At 72.1% G+C, this 19,403-nt stretch carries 20 protein-coding genes; 6 read left to right on the top strand and 14 right to left on the bottom strand.

Features of this window, described 5'->3' with window-relative positions:
• Window positions 1-18: 18 nt before the first annotated feature.
• Window positions 19-561 carry a DUF7927 domain-containing protein gene (locus G339_RS0101890; protein WP_019629380.1) on the top strand — a complete coding sequence of 181 codons (543 nt, stop codon included), beginning with the start codon at window positions 19-21 and terminating at the stop codon, window positions 559-561.
• Between the two features lie 64 nt (window positions 562-625).
• Entirely contained in the window at window positions 626-1,492 is an 867-nt protein-coding gene (locus G339_RS0101885; protein ID WP_033322041.1) for an LLM class flavin-dependent oxidoreductase, read from the top strand.
• A gap of 3 nt (window positions 1,493-1,495) precedes the next feature.
• On the opposite strand, the gene G339_RS0101880 is transcribed toward G339_RS0101885, so the two are convergent.
• The gene (locus tag G339_RS0101880; protein ID WP_019629378.1) at window positions 1,496-2,359 is read right to left on the bottom strand and encodes a helix-turn-helix domain-containing protein; all 864 of its coding nucleotides are present in this window, start codon (window positions 2,357-2,359) and stop codon (window positions 1,496-1,498) included.
• 131 nt (window positions 2,360-2,490) lie between these two features.
• Between G339_RS0101880 and G339_RS0101875 the strand changes: the two genes are divergently transcribed.
• The gene (locus tag G339_RS0101875) at window positions 2,491-4,755 is read left to right on the top strand and encodes an ATP-binding cassette domain-containing protein (RefSeq protein ID WP_019629377.1); all 2,265 of its coding nucleotides are present in this window, start codon (window positions 2,491-2,493) and stop codon (window positions 4,753-4,755) included.
• Between the two features lie 57 nt (window positions 4,756-4,812).
• Entirely contained in the window at window positions 4,813-5,457 is a 645-nt protein-coding gene (locus G339_RS0101870) for a hydrolase (RefSeq protein WP_019629376.1), read from the top strand.
• A gap of 331 nt (window positions 5,458-5,788) precedes the next feature.
• Here G339_RS0101870 and G339_RS0101860 read toward each other — a convergent pair whose 3' ends face one another.
• Window positions 5,789-7,369, bottom strand: coding sequence for a GMC family oxidoreductase (locus G339_RS0101860; protein ID WP_019629374.1), 1,581 nt, complete (start codon window positions 7,367-7,369; stop codon window positions 5,789-5,791).
• Between the two features lie 153 nt (window positions 7,370-7,522).
• Between G339_RS0101860 and G339_RS0101855 the strand changes: the two genes are divergently transcribed.
• Window positions 7,523-8,158, top strand: coding sequence for a cob(I)yrinic acid a,c-diamide adenosyltransferase (locus G339_RS0101855; RefSeq protein WP_019629373.1), 636 nt, complete (start codon window positions 7,523-7,525; stop codon window positions 8,156-8,158).
• A 234-nt stretch (window positions 8,159-8,392) separates the two neighbouring features.
• Complete coding sequence (locus G339_RS0101850) at window positions 8,393-9,319, top strand: DUF4097 family beta strand repeat-containing protein (RefSeq protein WP_019629372.1); 927 nt, start codon at window positions 8,393-8,395, stop codon at window positions 9,317-9,319.
• On the opposite strand, the gene G339_RS0101845 is transcribed toward G339_RS0101850, so the two are convergent.
• The 12 genes from G339_RS0101845 to G339_RS0101790 form a co-directional block, all read right to left on the bottom strand.
• Window positions 9,300-10,703: a M20/M25/M40 family metallo-hydrolase gene (locus G339_RS0101845; RefSeq protein ID WP_033322178.1), complete on the bottom strand. Its 1,404-nt coding sequence runs from the start codon at window positions 10,701-10,703 to the stop codon at window positions 9,300-9,302. The genes G339_RS0101850 and G339_RS0101845 overlap by 20 nt on opposite strands.
• Before the next feature lie 55 nt (window positions 10,704-10,758).
• Window positions 10,759-11,232, bottom strand: a complete 474-nt coding sequence (locus G339_RS0101840) for a DUF2550 domain-containing protein (protein ID WP_019629370.1) — start codon at window positions 11,230-11,232, stop codon at window positions 10,759-10,761.
• A 13-nt stretch (window positions 11,233-11,245) separates the two neighbouring features.
• Complete coding sequence (locus G339_RS0101835; protein ID WP_019629369.1) at window positions 11,246-11,632, bottom strand: F0F1 ATP synthase subunit epsilon; 387 nt, start codon at window positions 11,630-11,632, stop codon at window positions 11,246-11,248.
• Window positions 11,633-11,695: 63 nt separating this feature from the next.
• Window positions 11,696-13,126 (bottom strand): F0F1 ATP synthase subunit beta, encoded by a 1,431-nt coding sequence (gene atpD / locus G339_RS0101830; RefSeq protein ID WP_019629368.1) that lies wholly within the window; start codon window positions 13,124-13,126, stop codon window positions 11,696-11,698.
• Window positions 13,127-13,128: 2 nt separating this feature from the next.
• Complete coding sequence (locus tag G339_RS0101825; RefSeq protein ID WP_019629367.1) at window positions 13,129-14,034, bottom strand: F0F1 ATP synthase subunit gamma; 906 nt, start codon at window positions 14,032-14,034, stop codon at window positions 13,129-13,131.
• Between the two features lie 4 nt (window positions 14,035-14,038).
• Complete coding sequence (atpA, locus tag G339_RS0101820; protein ID WP_019629366.1) at window positions 14,039-15,673, bottom strand: F0F1 ATP synthase subunit alpha; 1,635 nt, start codon at window positions 15,671-15,673, stop codon at window positions 14,039-14,041.
• Between the two features lie 40 nt (window positions 15,674-15,713).
• Window positions 15,714-16,532, bottom strand: coding sequence for a F0F1 ATP synthase subunit delta (locus tag G339_RS0101815; protein ID WP_019629365.1), 819 nt, complete (start codon window positions 16,530-16,532; stop codon window positions 15,714-15,716).
• Window positions 16,529-17,095 (bottom strand): F0F1 ATP synthase subunit B, encoded by a 567-nt coding sequence (locus G339_RS0101810; RefSeq protein ID WP_019629364.1) that lies wholly within the window; start codon window positions 17,093-17,095, stop codon window positions 16,529-16,531. Before G339_RS0101810 ends, G339_RS0101815 begins: the two co-directional genes overlap by 4 nt.
• Window positions 17,096-17,133: 38 nt before the next feature.
• Window positions 17,134-17,370: an ATP synthase F0 subunit C gene (gene atpE, locus G339_RS0101805; RefSeq protein WP_019629363.1), complete on the bottom strand. Its 237-nt coding sequence runs from the start codon at window positions 17,368-17,370 to the stop codon at window positions 17,134-17,136.
• Window positions 17,371-17,452: 82 nt separating this feature from the next.
• Window positions 17,453-18,259, bottom strand: coding sequence for a F0F1 ATP synthase subunit A (gene atpB, locus G339_RS0101800; RefSeq protein ID WP_019629362.1), 807 nt, complete (start codon window positions 18,257-18,259; stop codon window positions 17,453-17,455).
• A gap of 136 nt (window positions 18,260-18,395) precedes the next feature.
• Window positions 18,396-18,629: an AtpZ/AtpI family protein gene (locus G339_RS0101795; RefSeq protein ID WP_019629361.1), complete on the bottom strand. Its 234-nt coding sequence runs from the start codon at window positions 18,627-18,629 to the stop codon at window positions 18,396-18,398.
• 117 nt (window positions 18,630-18,746) lie between these two features.
• A complete protein-coding gene (locus G339_RS0101790; protein ID WP_019629360.1) occupies window positions 18,747-19,229 on the bottom strand; it encodes a Cg1360 family ATP-synthase-associated protein in 483 nt (160 codons plus the stop codon).
• Window positions 19,230-19,403 lie beyond the last annotated feature (174 nt).

The raw sequence follows: 19,403 nt of genomic DNA, 5'->3' as shown, positions 1-19,403 counted from the left end.
TGTGGTCACTCTAAGGACATGACGATCAAGCACATGCGAGGCCCGGCGACCATCGCCCTGGCCTCGGCGCTCACCGCCACGGCCCTCGTCGGCTCCGCGGAGGCCGCCACGGCCCCCGCCCCGGTTCCCGCGCAGGCCCAGGCCCAGCAGGCCCAGGACCAGGCGCAGGCCCAGCAGAAGAAGGCGTGGCCCGCCTACATCGCCGTCCGCAAGTACGCGAGCCGCGACGTCGTCAAGGTCGGCCACTACGTGACCTACACGCTCAAGGTCAAGAACCTCGGCTGGTACTTCACGCGCAACGCCTCGTTCTGGGACAACCTGAAGGACGTCCACCACCACGCCCGCATCGTCGGCCGCGTCCACGCGTCGCGCGGCCACGTCTACCTGCGCGACCACAAGCTGATCTGGGTCGGCAGCCTGTGGGCCAAGCAGGAGGCCACGGTGAAGTTCACCGTGAAGACCAGGCGCACCGGCAGGATGACGAACGTCGTCCACTGGGACGGCAAGAAGCCGGGTTGGGACCGGACCCGCACCCGCATCGTCCCGCGCCACATCAAGTAGCGGAACGGCGCACGCCACGCCGCCGCCCCGACCGGGCGGCGGCTTTCCGCTTTCCGGAGGCAGGATGAGCGTTCCGAGGATCGGCGTGGTCCTCCCCACGCGCGGACCGGACCCGGTGCCCGACGCGGTCGTGGCGGTCGCGCGCACCGCCGAGCTGCTGGACCTGCACGCCGTGGCGGCGTGCGAGCGGCTGCTCGTCCCCGCGCCCGGCCCGCACGGCGCGGGCGACGCCGACGGCGGACCCGGGCCGGACGGCTGCGCGTTCGACCCGATCGAAATTTTGACCTGGGCGGCCGCGCACACCGGCCGCATCCGCGTCGCGACCGGCGTGGTGGCCGCGCTGTTCCAGTCGCCGCTGGTGCTGGCCCGGCGGCTCGCCGCGCTCGACCGGCTGTCGGGCGGGCGGCTGGACGTCGGCGTCGGGCAGGGCTGGCTGCCGCAGGAGTTCTGCGCGGCGGGCGTCGAGCCGGGGCGGCGCGGCGAGGGGTTCGCCGAGCACCTGGCGGCGATGCGGGCGTGCTGGGGGCCCGATCCCGTCGAGCACCACGGCCCGTACTACCGCATTCCGCCCTCGTCGGTCGGGCCGAAGCCCGCGGGCGGTCCGCTCGCGCTGCTGGTCGGTGCGGTCGCGCGGCCCGCCGTGGAGCGCGCGGCGCGGATCGGGGACGGGTTCGTCGCGGCCGTCCGGGACTGGGAGCGCACCCGCAAGGAGATCCACTGGTACCGGACGGCGGGCGGCCGCGGGCGGATCGTCGTGCAGGTGCCGCTGACCGGGCTCGGCGGCGATCCGGCGCGGGCGTTCGCCGAGCGGGCCGCCGAGGCGGTCGGGCGCGCGGCGGCGCTGGACGCCGACGAAGTCCACTTCGCGCTGCCCGGCCGGGACGCCGAGACGCACGTCCGCGCGCTGGAGGCGTTCGCCGCGCGCGGCTAGCCCCTACTCCCCCACGGCGCGGAGCCCGCCGGGGCGGCGGCCCGCCATGCGGTCCAGGGCGCGTTCGGCGGCGGCGTCGGCGGGCGTGTAGACGATGATCCGGTGGCCGTCCTCGCCCGGGACGTCCAGCGTCTCGTAATCGAGCCGCAGCTCGCCGACCTCCGGATGGGCGAGGCGTTCGGCGGCGGCCATGCGCGGCGGGCTGGGCAGCGCCGCGAGCCGCGCGGCGAAGGGGGCTCCGGCGAGCACGGTCAGCTCGTCGATGAACGCGTTGACGTACCGGTCGTCGTGGACGGCGACCATCCGCAGGTACGCGACGGCGGCGTCCGCGACGTCGTCCCAGTCGGGATAGGCGGCGCGGGCGCGCGGATCGGTGAACAGGAACCGCAGCAGGTTGGGCGGATCGCCGTCCAGCGCGCCGAGCGGCCGGACGAGCCGTTCGTAGCCCGGCGTGTACGCCAGCACGTCGTTCAGCGCGTCGAGTACGACGGCCGGTCCCGGCCCGAGCCGGTCCAGCACCGCCCGCACGCCGGGCCGGACGGTCCGCACCGGCGGATTCCCCGCGTTCGGGCACAGCACCCCGAACCCGCCCGCCGACGCCTTGGCGACGTGCCGGAACTGCAGCCGCTCGTCCCCGCTCATCCGCAGCGCGTCCGCGAGCGCCCCCATGACCTGCGGCGACGGGTTGCGGTCGCGGCCCTGCTCCAACCGGGTCAGGTACTCGACGCTGATCCCGGCGAGCGTCGCCAGCTCGGCGCGGCGCAGCCCCGGCGTGCGGCGGCGCGTCCCGGCGGGCAGGCCGACGTCGGCGGGCCGCACGGCCTCGCGCCGCGCCCGCAGGAAGTCCCCGAGTTCGTTGTCGCCCACGCCCGGAACGCTACCGGCGCGCGCCGCCCGGGTCGTGTCCCCGTCACTACCACCCTCGGCCCGCGAGGGGGACGAAATGTCGGGGCCGCCGAGTACGGTGGCTGGTTCCCCAAACCCCCAGGAGTGCCGCCATGACCCTCCATCCCGCCGACTCCCACGCCGTCGTCCAGGTGCGCGGAGCGCGTCAGAACAACCTGCGGAACGTCTCCCTGGACCTGCCCAAGCGGCGCCTCACCGTCTTCACGGGCGTCTCGGGCTCGGGCAAGTCGTCGCTGGTCTTCGGGACGATCGCCGCCGAGTCGCGCCGCCTCATCAACGAGACCTACACCGCGTTCGTCCAGTCGTTCATGCCGAGTTCGGGGCGGCCGGACGTGGACGAGCTGCGCAACCTGAGCGCGGCGATCGTCCTCGACCAGGAGCGGATGGGCGCGAACTCCCGCTCCACGGTCGGCACCGCGACGGACGCGTTCACGATGCTGCGGATCGTCTACAGCCGCCTCGGCGTCCCGCACGTCGGGACGTCCAGCGCGTTCAGCTTCAACCTGCCCGAGGGCATGTGCCCCGACTGCGAGGGGCTCGGGGAGGTGACGGACATCGCCGTCGACCACCTCCTGGACCGGAGCCTGTCGCTCAACGAGGGCGCGATCACCGTGCCGGGGTTCGCGGTCGGGTCGTGGTACTGGGAGATCTTCGCCGGGTCCGGGCTGTTCGACCCGGACCGGCCGCTCGCGGAGTACACCGAGGCGGAGTGGCACGACCTGCTGCACCGGCCCGTCGAGAAGCGCAGGGTCGGCAACCACAACGTCACCTACGAGGGGCTCGTCCCCAAGGTCCGGCGCACGTACCTGACCAAGGACCGCGACTCGATGAAGCCGGGCCTGCGCGCGTTCGTGGACCGCGCGGTCGTCTTCACCGCGTGCCCGGCGTGCGGCGGGTCGCGGCTGAACGCGGCGGCGCGGTCGTCGGTGATCGACGGTGTGGGCATCGCGGACTGCGCGCGGATGCAGATCAGCGACCTCGCCCGGTTCGTCGCGACGATCGACGACCCGTCCGTCGCGCCGCTGCTGGCCAACCTGCGCGGGCTGCTGGACGGGCTGGTGGAGATCGGCCTCGGCTACCTCAGCCTCGACCGGCCGACGCCGACGCTGTCGGGCGGCGAGTCGCAGCGGGTGAAGCTGGTGCGGCACCTCGGGTCGAGCCTCACCGACGTCACCTACGTCTTCGACGAGCCCACGATCGGGCTGCACCCGCACGACATCCGCCGCATGAACGACCTGCTGCTGCGGCTGCGCGACAAGGGCAACACCGTGCTGGTCGTGGAGCACAAGCCCGAGGTCATCGAGATCGCGGACCACGTCGTGGACCTCGGGCCCGGCGCGGGCACCGAGGGCGGGGAGATCCAGTTCGAGGGGGACGTCGCCGGGCTGCGCGCGTCCGGGACGCTCACCGGGCGGCACCTGGACCACCGCGCGGGCCTGCGCGAGCGCGTCCGCGAGCCGCGCGGCTGGATGCCGATCCGCGGCGCTGATCTGCACAACCTCCAGAAGGTGGACGTGGACGTGCCCGAGGGCGTCCTGACGGTCGTCACCGGCGTCGCGGGATCGGGCAAGAGCTCGCTCGTCCACGGGTACCTGGCGGGGCGGGACGGCGTCGTCGTCGCGGACCAGTCCCCGATCCGCGGTTCGCGGCGCAGCAACCCGGCGACCTACATCGGTCTGCTCGACCCGATCCGCAAGGCGTTCGCGAAGGCCAACGGCGTCAAGCCCGCCCTGTTCAGCGCGAACTCCGAGGGCGCGTGCCCCGAGTGCAACGGCATCGGCCTGATCTACACCGACCTGGCGATGATGGCGGGCGTCGCGTCGGTCTGCGAGACGTGCGCGGGCCGCCGCTTCACCGCCGAGGTCCTGACGTACACGCTGGACGGCAAGAACATCGCGGACGTCCTGGACATGCCGGTCGCGGAGGCGCACGCCTTCTTCCGGACGGGCCCGGCGCACACGATCCTCACCCGGATGCTCGACGTCGGCCTCGGCTACCTGCGGCTCGGCCAGCCGCTCACCACGCTGTCCGGCGGCGAGCGGCAGCGCCTCAAGCTCGCCGTCCACATGGCCGCCACGGCGCGGACGTACATCCTGGACGAACCGACCACCGGCCTGCACCTCGCGGACGTCGACCAGCTCCTCGGCCTGCTCGACCGCCTCGTGGACGACGGCAACACCGTCGTCGTCATCGAGCACCACCTGGCCGTGATGGCGCACGCGGACTGGATCATCGACGTCGGCCCGGGCGGCGGCCACGACGGCGGCCGCATCGTCTGCACCGGCCCGCCCGCCGCCCTCGCCGCCGACCCGGCGACGCTGACCGGCGAGCACCTGGCCGCGTACCTCGCGGGTTGATCGGGTTTTTCGGGTACGCGGCGTTCGCCTTGGCCCCGGACGCGCAAGGAACACCGCATGGCCCAGGGAACCCCGCTCCGCGATCCCGAGAAGGACCGGCTGCTCACGCCGGAGAACGCGGCGCTGCTCGTCATCGACTACCAGCCCGAGCAGATCAGCACGGTCGCGTCCACCGACCAGGACCGGCTGATGATGAACGTCGTCACGGTGGCGCGGGCGGCGGTGTCGTTCGGCGTGCCGGTCGTGCTGACGACCGTCGCCGTCCGGATGGGCTCCAACAGCCCGACCGACGACCGGCTGACCGAGGTCCTGCCGGACGTCCCGGTGATCGACCGGACGTCCATGAACTCGTGGGAGGACCCCGAGTTCCGCGCCGCCGTCGACGCCACCGGCCGCCGCAAGCTGATCATGTGCGGGCTGTGGACGGAGGTGTGCGTGGCGTTCCCGACGGTCGACGCGATCGCCGAGGGCTTCGAGGTGTACCCGGTCGCGGACGCGATCGGCGGCGTCAGCCGCGACAGCCACGACGCGGCGATGCAGCGCGTGGTGCAGGCGGGCGCGCACCCGGTGTCGGCGCTCGCGGTGGCGTGCGAGCTGCAGCGCGACTGGGACCGGGGGCACGGCGACAAGCTCCGCACGATCATGAAGTGGTACTTCCGGCGGCTCGCGGAGCTGGCTAAGCCGGAGTCCGCCGCGTCTTAGGCGCGGGGCGCGGCCTAAGCCGCGTTCCGGGGTGCGGAGATAAGGCGTCGTCCCGATGTGGGGGTGTACGGCTTAGGGCGAATCTTGTCGTTGTCGGGCCGCAGGGGCCCGGCACCGGCAGGAGGCCACGACATGTTGCACCCCGACTTCACCGACAAGCTCGTCAAGGACCGGACCAAGCGGCTCATCGACGAGGCCAAGGCCGACCGGAAGGCCGCCAAGGCCGCGAAGGGCCGCAAGCGGTGACCCGCCGGCCCGCTGCGCGCCCGATCGGCTGCCGGTGCCCCCGTCCCGTAGGGACGGGGGCACCGTCGCATCCACCACGGGCGCGTCAGCCCGCGGCGAGCGGCGCGCGGCCCCGGATCAGGTCGGCGGCCCGCTCGGCGATGGCGATGGTCGGGGCGTTGGTGTTCCCGCGCGGGACGGTGGGCATGACGGAGGCGTCCACCACCCGCAGGGCCGCCACGCCCCGCACCCGCAGCTCGGTGTCGCAGACGGCGTCGCCGTCGCCCATCGCGCACGTCGAGGTCGGGTGGAACAGCGTCGCGACGTCCCGGCGGACGAACGCGGTGAGCGCCGCGTCGTCGTCGGCCTGCTCGCCGGGGGCCAGCTCGCCGCCGGTCAGCTCGGCCAGCGGCCCGGTCGCGGCGATCTCCCGCATCTGCCGGATGCCGGCCAGCAGGATGTCCAGGTCCGCCTGCTCCGCGAGGTACGCCGGGTCCAGCAGCGGCTTGGCGTAGGGGCTGGCGTTCCGCAGCGTCAGCGCGCCCCGGCTCTCGATCGCCACGGCCGTGACCAGCACCGACAGCGCCCGCGTGGACGGGTCCACCAGCCCCTGGTTCACGAACGGCGTCGGCAGCACGTGGTACTGCAGGTCCGGCGCGGGCAGGTCCGGGGACGTCCGGACGAACCCGCCCGCCTCCGCCACGTTCGACGCCAGCGGCCCCTTCGCGAACGCCTGGTAGCTCAGCAGGCTGCCCACGCTCGCCTGCTCCCACAGGTTCTTGGTGCGCGGCGTCGCGAACATGACGTTCACGAACGGGTGGTCCTGGAGGCCGCGCCCGACCGGCGAGTCCACCAGCACGTCGATCCCGTGCTCGCGCAGGTGGTCCGCCGGGCCGATCCCCGACAGCATCAGGAGCTGCGGGCTGTTGACCGCGCCGCCGCACAGGATCACCTCGGCGTTCGCGCGCGCCTCGCACCGCTCGCCGCGCCGCTCGTAGCGGACGCCGACCGCGCGGCCGCCCTCGATGATCACGCCGGTGGCGAGCGCGTCGGTCTCGACCGTCAGGTTCGGGCGGTCCAGCGCCGGACGCAGGTAGCCCGCCGCCGTCGACCAGCGCCGCCCGCGCTTGTGCGTCACCTGGTAGAAGCCGACGCCGTCCTGCTCGGCCCCGTTGAAGTCGGCGTTCGCGGCCAGGCCGTGCGCCATCGCGGACTTCACCCACGCCGTGGTGAGCGCGTGCCGGTACCGCAGGTCCTCCACGCGCAGCGGACCGCCCGCGCCGTGGTGCTCGGACGCGCCGTGCTGCTGGTCCTCGGCGCGGCGGAAGTACGGGAGCAGCTCGGCGTGGCCCCAGCCCTTGCAGCCCAGCTCGTCGCGCCAGGTGTCGTAGTCGTGCCGCGCGCCCCGGATGTAGATCATCGCGTTGGTGGACGAGCTGCCGCCGAGCGTCCGGCCGCGCGGCCAGTACACGCTGCGGCCGTCCGCGTGCTCCTGCGGGACGGTCGAGTAGTCCCAGTCGAACGGTCCCTTGATCAGCGACGCGACGGCCGCCGGGATGTGGATCGCGTCCGCGTCGTCGGGCGGCCCGGCCTCCAGCAGCAGGACGGACGCGTCGGCGTCCTCGCTGAGCCGCGCCGCGAGGACGCAGCCCGCGCTGCCCGCCCCCACGATGATGTAGTCGTACACGGCCGCCTCCGGCTCTCTCCGCATTCGGGTGGGTAAGGGCGACCCTACAGAACGCGGTTCGCCCCGCCCTACCCCGAATCATCCGCTTGGTCGCGGTGTGGTCCGGCGCACCCGTCGCGGGACGGGCCGCCGCGTCCGGCTTACAGTGACCGCATGGCGAAGAACAGGGAGACCCCGGTCGTGCTGTCGCGGATCTACACGCGCACCGGCGACGACGGCAGCACCGCGCTCGGCGACGCGTCGCGGACCGCCAAGACCGACCCGCGGCTGGCCGCCTACGCCGACGTGGAGGAGGCCAACGCGGCGCTCGGCGCGGCCCTCGCGCTCGGCGCGCTGCCCGAGCCCGTCGCGGGGCTGCTGCGGCGCGTCCAGAACGACCTGTTCGACGTCGGCGCGGACCTGTGCTCGCCCGTCGTCCCCGACCCCGAGTACCCGCCGCTGCGCGTGGACGGCTCCTACGTCGAGCGGCTGGAGGCGGCCTGCGACGAGCACAACGCCGACCTGCCCACGCTGCGCAGCTTCATCCTGCCGGGCGGCGCGCCCGGCGCGGCCCTCCTGCACGTCGCCCGCACCGTCACCCGCCGCGCCGAGCGCAGCACATGGGCCGCCATCGAGACCCACGGCGGCACCGACCCCGCCACCGGCGAGGGCCCCGCCCGCGGCGTCAACCCCTGGACGGCCCGCTACCTGAACCGCCTGTCGGACCTGCTCTTCATCCTCGGCCGCACAGCCAACGCCGAACACGGCGACATCCTCTGGCGCCCCGGCGCCCAACAAGAAACCCCCTGAAAACCCCCACAGCACAGCCGCGCCGCGCACGGCGTTCGCCGTGCGGGCGCGCGCGGGCGCCTTATCCGCGCGGCCGCGAGCCGCCAGGCGAGTGGCCGGGCGGTGTGTGTGGGGGTCGTTTCCGCGTGGGGGCTCGGGTTAGCCCTACCTTTCTTTGACCGGGCTCCCGTCTGTCCGGCGGCCGGCGCGGCGGGCAGGCTGAGGGGACGACAGGGACGGTTCGAGGGGGAACGTGTGAAGACGCGCGCCGGGGCGGGGCTCGTGGTGCTGGCGGTCGCGGTGAGCGGCTGCGGGCTGGTCACCACGGGCGGCAAGAAGCACGCGGACCGCTCGTACGACGTCGCGGGCACCGACAGGGGGCTGACCGTGCGGACGAACGGCACGGTCGAGGTCGTCGGGGCCGACACCGCGAAGGTCACCGTCCACGAGCGGTCGTTCTGGACGAACGACAAGAACAAGCCGCAAGCCACCCACACGGTGCGCGACGGGGTGCTGACCCTGTCGGCGCGGTGCCGGACGCAGTTCGTCATGGGCGGCTCGTGCGGCGTGAAGTACCGCGTGACGGTCCCGCGCGCCCTGGCGGTGACGGTCCACGGGCAGAACGGCGGCCTCCGGGTCTCCGGCACGACCGCCCCCGTGGACGTGCGCACCGACACGGGTTCGATCTCGCTCGTCGACGTGACGGGCCCGTCGCTGCGCGCCCGGACCAACAGCGGCGGCCTGGTGGTCTCGGGCCGCACCGGCTCCGCCGACCTGAACACCGACACCGGCTCGATCGACGCGAAGGCCCTGGAGGCGACGTCCGTGACGGCCTCGACGGGCTCGGGCGCGATCCGCCTGTCCGGCCGCGTCGGCCGCGTGAACGTCCGCACCGACACGGGCCCGGTGATCGGCGAGAACCTGACGGCGCCCCGCGTCTCGGCCCGCACGAGCGCGGGCACCGTCCGCCTGACGTTCGCCGTCGCCCCCGACAACGTGCTGGCCCGCACGGACACCGGCGCGGTCGCCGTCGCCCTCCCCGCCGACACGCCCTACGCGATCGAGACCGCGACCGACACGGGCCGCACGCACCTCGACCGGGCCGTCCACCGCGACTCGACCGCCCCCCGCCACCTGAACCTCCGCACCAACGCGGGCCCCATCACCGTCGAACCGACCTGACCGCGAAGTGGCGGACCGCGTGTTCGACGCCTGCCACCATCGTCTTCAGCAGCTTGTAGTCCACGTTCTTCTCCGTGTCGCAGACGACGTGGTAGCACGGGTCGTACGGGTCGCCCGCCTTGCCGCCGTAGCGCTTGGCCTCGGCGAGCGTCTTCACGCCCTCCGCGCCGGACTCCATGCCGCCCGCCGGGATGCCCGCCTTCACGAACGGCCCGTAGTCGGAGCGGCCGTTGAAGGGGCTTTCGGACGTCGGCAGTCCCCGGGCGGCGTAGTAGGCGCGGAACGTCCTCTCGATCGCGGCCGACCCGGCGGGCGGGGCGGTCGCGGTTCCTTGGGAGCCGTCGCCGTCGTAGATGCCGCGAATGCCGTTCACCGAGCCGAGCATGTCGAAGTTCAGCGCGAGCGCGATGCGCTTCTTCTCCGCCTTGGTCAGCGACTTCACGTACGCTTCGGAGCCCTGGAGCCCGTCCTCCTCCGACCCCCAGAACGCGAACCGCACCCGGTTGCGGACGCGCGTGTGCGCGAGCCGGGACGCGACGGCCAGCACCGTCGCCGACCCGGTCCCGTTGTCGTTGATCCCCGGCCCCTCCGGCACGCTGTCCAGGTGCGCGCCGACGACGACCGTGCGGGACGCCCGGCCCGTCCGCGTGTCCGCCAGAACGTTCGCGCCCGCCTTCGACGACGTGCCCGCGTCCGTCCGGACGTGCAGGACGAGCTTCCCGCCCGCCGCCTCCTTCACCAGCGCCGCCCCGACCGTGTACGACGTGGACACCACCGGCAGCGGCTGCTGCTTCCCGAGCGTCCCGCGCACGAGGTCCCGCTGGTCCGGCCGGTTGTAGATCAGCACCGCCGCGGCGCCCGCCGCCCGCGCCCGCGCGGCCTTGGCCCCGAAGTCGCACGCGCCCCGCTGCAGCAGCGCCACCGCGCCGCGCGGGAACGAGGCGAAGTCGGCGTCCTCGCAGCCCGCCGTGCCCGCCTCGTTCGCCTTCGGCACGTCCACCGCGACGGCCCGCGCCGTGACGTCGCCCGTCCCCGCGTACTCCATCGACACGAAGTCCGTCGCGTGGACGTACGGACGCGGCTTCGGCGCGACCACCGCCAGCTCCGGCGTGATCCGGTCCGCCCAGTGCGGGTACGTGAACCGCCGCACCACCGGCCGGTACCCGGCCCGGCGCAGCTCGTCCACCACGTACGCGACCGACGCGTCGTACCCCGGCCGCCCCGCCGCCCGGTTCCCGCCGTGCTCCCGCGCGATCGTCGCGAACGCGCGCAGATGGCGGCGCACCTCACCGAACGCGGACGGGGACGAGGCCGACGACGCCGAAGCGTCCGGCACCACCAGGAACGGAAGAACGAGCACGGCCGCGCCCACGGAGATCTTCATGATCACCCAACTGCCCCGGCGCGGGCCACGCGACGCCCACCCGGGCGTCAGAAACCTATTCCGCCTGGGGAAGGTCCACCGGGAACCCGGGCGGCGCGGCCTCCAGCCACGACAGGAACCCGGTCAGCGCCGCCGCGCCCATCGCCAGCTCCAGGCGCACCGCGCCGTCCCGCACGGCGATCACCTCGACGTCGGGCAGCAGCCCGTCCGCCTCCCGCTCCCCCGGCGACCGCCGCCCGGACACGACGAGGCCCCGGCGGTGGATCACCTGCCGGGGCCTGGAGCGAAAACCGAACACGCGGTGCCAGTGCAGCATGTCGCCCTGATAGCGGCCGATGCCGAGCCGCCACGGGCCGGGCGCGCCCCCCTCGGGGACCACCCGCAGGCTGCACTCGACCGTGCCGCCCTTGCGGACGAACCACCGCCGCCGCACCGCCATCACCGCGAACAGCGCGACGCCGAGGGCGGCCAGCGCCCCGACGACGGCGGCGAGCACCCCGCCCACGTCCAGTGCCAGGTGCCCGCCCATCACGTTCCGCCGGTCAGGCCGCGACGCCCGCCGCGGTCAGCCGCGCCCGCGCCCGCCGCTCGGCCGTCGTGTCCGGACCGCCCGCCGCCAGCGCGTCCGCCAGGGCCTGCCGCGCCTCGTCGACGTCGACCTCGGCCCCGAGTTCCGCCTGCTCGGCCAGCACCGACACCTCGTCGCCGGCGATGGAGAAGAATCCGCTGCCGACCATCGCGTGGACCTTCTCCGAGCCGTCGGCCGGCTCGATCGTCACCACGCTGCCGTCCAGCAGCACGCCCAGCACCGGGGCGTGGCCCGGCAGGATGCCGAGCTGGCCCTCGATGGTCTGCGCGACCACCAGCTTGGCCTCGCCGGACCAGACCTCACGCTCCGGTGAGACCAGCCCGACCTTCAGGGTTGCCACCTGTCATCCTCCGCTCAGCAGGAGCGGGCCGGGCGGGCCGCCGGGGCGGCCCGCCCGCACCCCTTACTTCTCCAGCTCCTTGGCCTTCTTCTCGACGTCCTCGATCCCGCCGCACATGAAGAACGCCTGCTCGGGAATGTGGTCGTACTTGCCCTCGGCGATGGCCTTGAACGAGGCGACCGTCTCGTCCTTGGGGACCGTCACACCGGGCTGGCCGGTGAACTGCTCGGCCACGTACATCGGGTGGGACAGGAAGCGCTCGATGCGCCGCGCCCGCTCGACCGTGACCTTGTCCTCCTCCGAGAGCTCGTCGATGCCGAGGATGGCGATGATGTCCTGCAGCTCCTTGTACTTCTGCAGGATTCGGATCACCTCCTGGGCGACGTCGTAGTGCTCCTGGCCGAGGACCTGCGGGTCCATGATCCGGGACGTGGACGTCAGCGGGTCCACGGCCGGGAAGATGCCCTTGGAGGAGATGTCGCGCGACAGCTCCGTCGTGGCGTCCAGGTGCGCGAACGTGGTGTGCGGCGCCGGGTCGGTGATGTCGTCCGCGGGCACGTAGATCGCCTGCATCGAGGTGATCGAGTGGCCGCGGGTCGAGGTGATCCGCTCCTGGAGCACGCCCATCTCGTCGGCCAGCGTCGGCTGGTAGCCCACCGCGGACGGCATGCGCCCGAGCAGCGTGGACACCTCCGAACCGGCCTGCGTGAACCGGAAGATGTTGTCGATGAACAGCATCACGTCCTGGCCCTGGACGTCGCGGAAGTACTCCGCCATCGTCAGGCCGGACAGCGCCACGCGCAGCCGGGTGCCCGGGGGCTCGTCCATCTGGCCGAACACCAGCGCGGTGTCGGCGAGGACGCCGGACTCCTCCATCTCGACCCACAGGTCGTTGCCCTCACGGGTCCGCTCGCCGACGCCGGCGAACACCGAGGTGCCGCCGAAGTTGCGGGCGACGCGCCGGATCATCTCCTGGATGAGGACGGTCTTGCCCACGCCCGCGCCGCCGAACAGGCCGATCTTGCCGCCCTTGACGTACGGGGACAGCAGGTCGATGACCTTGATGCCGGTCTCCAGCATCTCGGTCTTCGACTCGAGCTGGTCGAACGGCGGGGCCGTGCGGTGGATGCCCCAGCGCTCGTTGATCTCCAGCGACGCCGTGGGGACGTCGAGGGAGTCGCCGAGGGCGTTCCACACGTGGCCCTTGGTGATGTCGCCGACGGGCACCGAGATCGGCTCGCCGGTGTCGGACACCGCCGCGCCGCGCACCATGCCGTCGGTCGGCTGCATCGAGATCGCGCGGACCATGTTGTCGCCCAGGTGCTGGGCGACCTCCAGGGTCAGCGTCTTCGTCTCACCGCCCAGCTCGACCTCGACGTGCAGGGCGTTGTAGATCTCCGGAATGGCGTCGGCGGGGAACTCCACGTCGACGACCGGGCCGATGACCCGGGCGACGCGCCCGGTGGCCGCCGCCGTCTCTACCTGAGCAGTCATTCTCACTCCCCGCCAGAATCGGCGAGCGCGTCAGCGCCACCGACGATCTCGCTGATTTCCTGGGTGATCGCGGCCTGCCGCGCCTGGTTCATCAGGCGCGTGTAGACCCCGATCAAATCGTTGGCATTGTCGGTCGCCGACTTCATCGCCCGGCGGCGCGCGGCGTGCTCGGACGCGGCCGACTGGAGCAGCATGTGGAAGATGCGGCTCTCGATGTAGTTCGGCAGCATGAGGTCGAGGGCGTCCTTGGCGGACGGCTCGAACTCGTACGCCGGGGGGACGGGACCGGACCCGTCGTCCTCGCGCTCGGTGATCTCCAGCGGGATCAGCCGGCGGACCTGGACCTCCTGGGTCAGCATCGAGACGAACTCGGTGTAGACCACGTGGATCTCGCCGACGCCGCCCTCGGCGTCGGACTTCAGGAAGTCCGCCGCGACCCGGCGGCCGATCCGCTCGGCGCTGGCGAAGTCGGGCCGGTCGCTGAACCCGGTCCACGACTCCGCGTACTCCCGGTCGCGGAACTTGTACCAGGTGAGCGCCTTGTTGCCCACCAGGTACAGCACCGGCTCGCGGCCCTGCTCGCGGATGCGCTGCGCCAGCGCCTCCGCCTCGCGGATCACGTTGGCGTTGTAGCCGCCGCAGAACCCGCGGTCGCTGCTGACCACCACGATCGCGGACCGCAGGTCCTCGGGCTGCTCGCGCAGCAGCGGGTGGTCGATGCCGACGTTGTGGCTGACCAGCGCGGACAGCGCCGCGACGATCTGGTCCGCGTACGGCTTGGACGCCGCGACCGCGTGCTGGGCCTTGACGATCCGCGAGGTCGCGATCATCTCCTGCGCGCGCGTGATCTTGGCGGTCGACTTGACCGACCTGATCCGCTGCCGGAGTTCACGTACCTGTGCAGGCATCGCGTCAGCCCTTCTTGACGCGGGTGATCGTCTCCTGCTCCACCGAGTCCTCGTCGATCGCCTCGACCGTCTCGTCGCCCAGCAGGTTGCCCTCGCTGGTCTCGAAGCCCCGCTTGAACCCGGTGATGGCGTCCTTGAGGGTGGTCAGGTTGTCGTCGGTGAGCTGCCCCGTCTCGCGGATGCCCGACAGCAGCCCGGGGTGCGTGCGCTCCAGGTGGTCCAGGAAGCCGCGCTCGAAGCGGCGGATGTCCTCCACCGGGACGTCGTCCAGCTCGCCGGACGTGCCCGACCAGACCGAGACGACCTCCTGCTCGACCGGGAACGGCGAGCCCTGCGGCTGCTTGAGCAGCTCGACCAGGCGGGCGCCGCGGTCGAGCTGGGCGCGCGAGGCGGCGTCCAGGTCCGACGCGAACGCCGCGAACGCCTCCAGGTCGCGGAACTGCGACAGCGCCAGCTTCAGCGAACCGGCGACCTTGCGCATCGCCTTGATCTGCGCGGAGCCGCCGACTCGGGAGACCGACACACCGACGTTGATCGCCGGGCGGACGCCCTGGTTGAACAGGTCCGTCTCCAGGAAGCACTGCCCGTCGGTGATGGAGATGACGTTCGTCGGGATGAACGCCGACACGTCGTTGCCCTTGGTCTCGATGATCGGCAGGCCGGTCATCGAGCCGCCGCCCATGTCGTCCGACAGCTTCGCGCAGCGCTCCAGCAGACGCGAGTGCAGGTAGAAGACGTCACCGGGGTACGCCTCGCGGCCCGGCGGGCGGCGCAGCAGCAGCGACACCGCGCGGTACGCGTCGGCCTGCTTGGACAGGTCGTCGAAGACGATGAGGACGTGCTTGCCCTGGTACATCCAGTGCTGGCCGATGGCCGAACCGGTGTAGGGGGCGATGTACTTGTACCCGGCCGGGTCCGACGCGGGGGCCGCGACGATCGTCGTGTACTCCAGCGCGCCCGACTCCTCGAGCTGCCGCCGCACGTTCGCGATCGTCGAGCCCTTCTGGCCGATCGCCACGTAGATGCAGCGGACCTGCAGCTTCGGGTCGCCGGTCTCCCAGTTGGACTTCTGGTTGATGATCGTGTCGACCGCGACCGTCGTCTTGCCGGTCTGCCGGTCGCCGATGATGAGCTGCCGCTGACCGCGGCCGATCGGCGTCATCGCGTCGATGGCCTTGATGCCGGTCTGCAGCGGCTCGCCGACCGACTGCCGCTGCACGACGGTCGGGGCCTGCAGCTCCAGCGCGCGGCGCTCGGTGGACTCGATCGCGCCCTTGCCGTCCAGCGGGTTGCCCAGCGCGTCCACGACGCGGCCGAGGAAGCCGTCGCCGACGGGCGCCGACAGCACCTCGCCGGTCCGGCGGACCTTCTGGCCCTCCTCGATGTTGCTGAAGTCTCCCAGGACGACGGCACCGATCTCACGGACGTCCAGGTTGAGCGCCAGTCCGCGCGTCCCGTCCTCGAACTCCAGGAGTTCGTTCGCCATCGCGGAGGGGAGTCCCTCGACGTGGGCGATACCGTCGCCGGAATCGACGACGGTGCCGACCTCATCGCGCGCGGCGGCCTCGGGCTCGTACGACTGGACGAAGCGCTCCAGCGCGTTCCGGATCTCGTCCGGACGGATCGTCAGCTCCGCCATGATTCCTCTCTTGCTCCCTCAGGGGTCAGCTCGGCGCTTGTCAGCCCGCGAGCCGCCGGCGGACGTCATCCAGCCGTCCGGCGATCGTGCCGTCGATGATCTCGTCCCCGATCTGGACGGACAGGCCGCCCAGCGTGCTCGGGTCGAGTTCGATGTTCAGGTGTACTTCGTGGCCGTACGCCGCGGCGAGCACCCCGGCGAGCCGGGTGCGCTGCTCGGCGGACAGGTCCACGGGGGTGCGCACCAGCGCCACCAGCCGCTCCCGCCGCTGGGCGACGAGCCTGCCGTACTCGGCGAGCCCGCCCTCCAGGCTACGTCCCCGCGGGCGCAGGACCAGCTCGGTGACCAGCGTGAGCGCCGACGCGGTGACCTTCCCGGCCAGCAGGTCGTCCAGCAGGGCGGCCTTGCGGTCGCCCGGCAGGTTCCGCGAGACGAGGGCGTCGCGCAGCCCCGGCTCCCGCTCGATGACGCGGGAGAACCGGAACAGCTCGTCCTCCAGGTCGTCGATGCGGTCCGCGGCCTCGGCGCGGGCGGCCTCGGCGGTGACCGCGAGGACCTCCAGCGCGTCCGACAGCTCCGACGGCCTGGACCAGCGCAGCCGGACCACGTCGGCGACCAGACCGAGAGCGGCCGGGGAGACCTGGCCCTCCAGCAGGCCCCGCACGAGCGCGTCCTTGGCGCCGGCGGACGCCGACGGGTCCGAGACGGCCCGGCGCACGCCGTGCTCACGGTCGATCAGGTTCAGCACCGCGAACAGGTCGCCGCCCAGCGTGCCGAGGTCGGCGGAGGGGATGACCGCCTCCAGCCGAGCCCGGGCGTCCGCCAGCGAGGCCCTGCCCACCGCTCCCGTGATGGTCATGATGTGATCTGCTCCTGGCGTCCCGCGCGGCCTTCGAGTTCCTCCAGGAACCGGTCGACCACGCGGCTCTGGCGGGCGCTGTCCTCCAGGGACTCGCCCACGACGCGGCCGGCCAGCTCGACCGACAGCGCGCCGATCTCGGCGCGCAGCGAGGCGAGCGCCTGCTGCTTGTCGGCCTCGATCTGGGCGTGCGCGGCCTCGATGATGCGCCGCGCCTCGGCCTGCGCCTGCTCCTTCATCTGCGCGATGATCTGGTTGCCCTGCTCGCGCGCCTCCTCGGCCTGCCGGGTGGCGTCGCGCTGGGCCTCCTTGAGCTTGGCCTGGTACTGGTCGAGGGTCTGCTGCGCTTCCTTCTGCGCCTCCTCGGCCTGCGCCAGCCCGCCCTCGATCGCCTTGGTGCGCTCGGCGAGCGTGGCCTGGATCTTCGGCACGAACAGCTTGGCGACGATCAGCAGCAGGATCACGAAGGCGATGCTGCCGACGACCAGTTCCGCGGTCTCGGGGAGGACCGGGTTGGATTCCCCGTCCTCAGCGAGCACCGCGGCGGCCAGCAGGTTGCTCATGAGGGTTCCGCCTTCCTGTCAGAAGTGAGGGCCGTCGATCACTTGTGGACGAACGGCACGACGAAACCGATGAGCGCGAGCGCCTCGGTGAGGGCGAAGCCCAGCAGCATGTTCTGGCGGATGACGTTCACCATCTCGGGCTGGCGGGCCATCGCCTGCACGCCCTGGCCGAAGATGATGCCGACGCCGATGCCGGGGCCGATGGCCGCGAGACCGTACGCGATGGAGCCGAGGTTGCCGTTGACACTGTCGGCCGCGGCGAGAACAGCACTCATGTCTTCTGCTTTCCTTCTCATTCGACCGGTGGGGGTTGGGAATCCACCGGAGGTTTTCGGGATTTACGGGTGAGGTCCTGGGTCAGTGCTCGGGGTGCAGCGCGCCGCCGATGTAGGACGCGGCCAGCAGGGTGAAGATGAACGCCTGCAGGCTCTGCACGAAGATCTCGAAGCCGGTCATGATGATCGTCATCAGGAACCCGACGACACCGACCCCCGCGCCCGCCGGGGTGAGCTTCTCGACCAGGAACCACCACGCGACCGTGGAGAAGAACGCCAGGAGAAGGTGCCCCGCGAACATGTTCGCGAAGAGTCGGACGGAGTGCGTGAACGGCCGCAGGATGATGTTCGACAGCAGCTCGATCGGCGCGAGGATGACGTACAGCGGCTTCGGCAGGCCGGGCGGGAACATCATGTTCTTGAAGTAGCCGATGAAACCCTGGTGCTTGATGCTCAGGAACAGCATCGTCACGTACACGAACGCGGCGAACACGATCGGGAACGCGATGTGCGAGGTCGCCGGGAGCTGGAGCACCGGGACGACGCCCGACAGGTTCAGGAACAGGATGAAGAAGAACGTCGTGAACAGGAAGCCCATCCACTTGTCGCCGTCCTTGCCGATCATCGGCCGGGCGACCTGGTCGCGGACGAACAGGTAGGCGACCTCGCCGACGTTCTGCACGCCGCGCGGGACGAGCTGCGCGTTGCCGAACGCGCGCCAGGCGAACACGATGAGCGCCAGCGCCGCGAGGATGACGATCAGGACCGGCTTGGTCAGCCAGTCGAGCCAGGACGGCCCGCCGGAGAAGAGCGGCCCCCAATCGAAGATGTGGAGGCCGGGAGCCTCGAACTCATCTCCGCCGGCGGCGAGGAGGTGCGGCGCGCTCACGCGGCAGTCCCTTCGTCAGTGACACTGCAGGTCAGTCGGTACTTCGTCTGCGCGCCACCCGGGCGCGACTTTGGCCGGTGGCCCGTGTTGGAGCTTGTGTGGGAGCCCGTGGCGGCCCGCCGCCGCGCAGGCGCCGTCAGCGTCCGTAGCGGTGGTAGACCAGGTAGAGCGCAAGAGCGAGGCCCACCAGGATTCCGATGGGGAACAGCGCCGAGGTGCCCAGCCAGTGGTCCAGGAGCCAGCCGATCCCGCCGTAGACGGCCATTCCGCTCAGCACGTAGCTGGGGATGGACCAGGCGGCGTTGGCGAAGCTCTGGTGGTCGTCCGACGGATCGGACTCCGGACCGGGCCGGTGCTCCTCCTCGCTCATCGCAGGACGGACCATAGCAGCCCAACTCCCTGGTGGTCATATCGGAGTAGTCCACGGCCGGAGGCGCTTTGACCTCGCCCCGCGCGCCGCCGACGGCGCGGTCTCCCGCGAGCCCCATCACGGGCTCCGGTCGCCGACCGAGGCGGCGTTGTCAGCGGGGGTGCGGACGGCGTCGCCGGAGTCGGCGGGGGTCGCGGTGTCCGACCCGGTCGGCTCGACGTAGAGGGTCTTGGTCCGGAGCGTCACCCGGATCTCCGCGGCGATCCACACGAGCGTCAGGCCGATCACCGACCAGCCGAACGCCTCGGTGTCCCAGACGGTGACGTCCTGGAAGGCCGCGACGACCGCGAACATCACCAGCACCTTGGCCAGGTAGCTGAAGACCGCGGCGGCGAACATCATCTGCGGGGAGATCTTGGACGCGTAGCTCACGGCCACGACGCTGATCGAGAAGAAGACGATCACCGTGATCGCGGCGACGCCGGCACCCAGCGCTCCCTTCGTCCCGCCGAGGAGCAGGCCGACCAGGAGGGCGGCGATGCCGGCGAGACCGGAGGGGATCGCGGCGCCGCGGAGAATCCGGGCGTCGGAAGACTGCATGAGGGCTCCGGCTGGTCACGGTCAGTGGTCGTCTCTTGTTCGTGAAAGGTATCACAAGCGTCCGGAACGTCCACAATTACCCTAGATGTAACGGGTTAACGACCCGCTAACGTCCCCGTACGTTCACCTATGCACAAGGACGCACAAGGGACTGTAACCCAGGCCGGGCGGCGG

The organism is Actinomadura atramentaria DSM 43919 (genome assembly GCF_000381885.1).
GTDB lineage: Bacteria > Actinomycetota > Actinomycetes > Streptosporangiales > Streptosporangiaceae > Spirillospora > Spirillospora atramentaria.
This window is presented reverse-complemented; position numbering and strand designations above follow the sequence as displayed.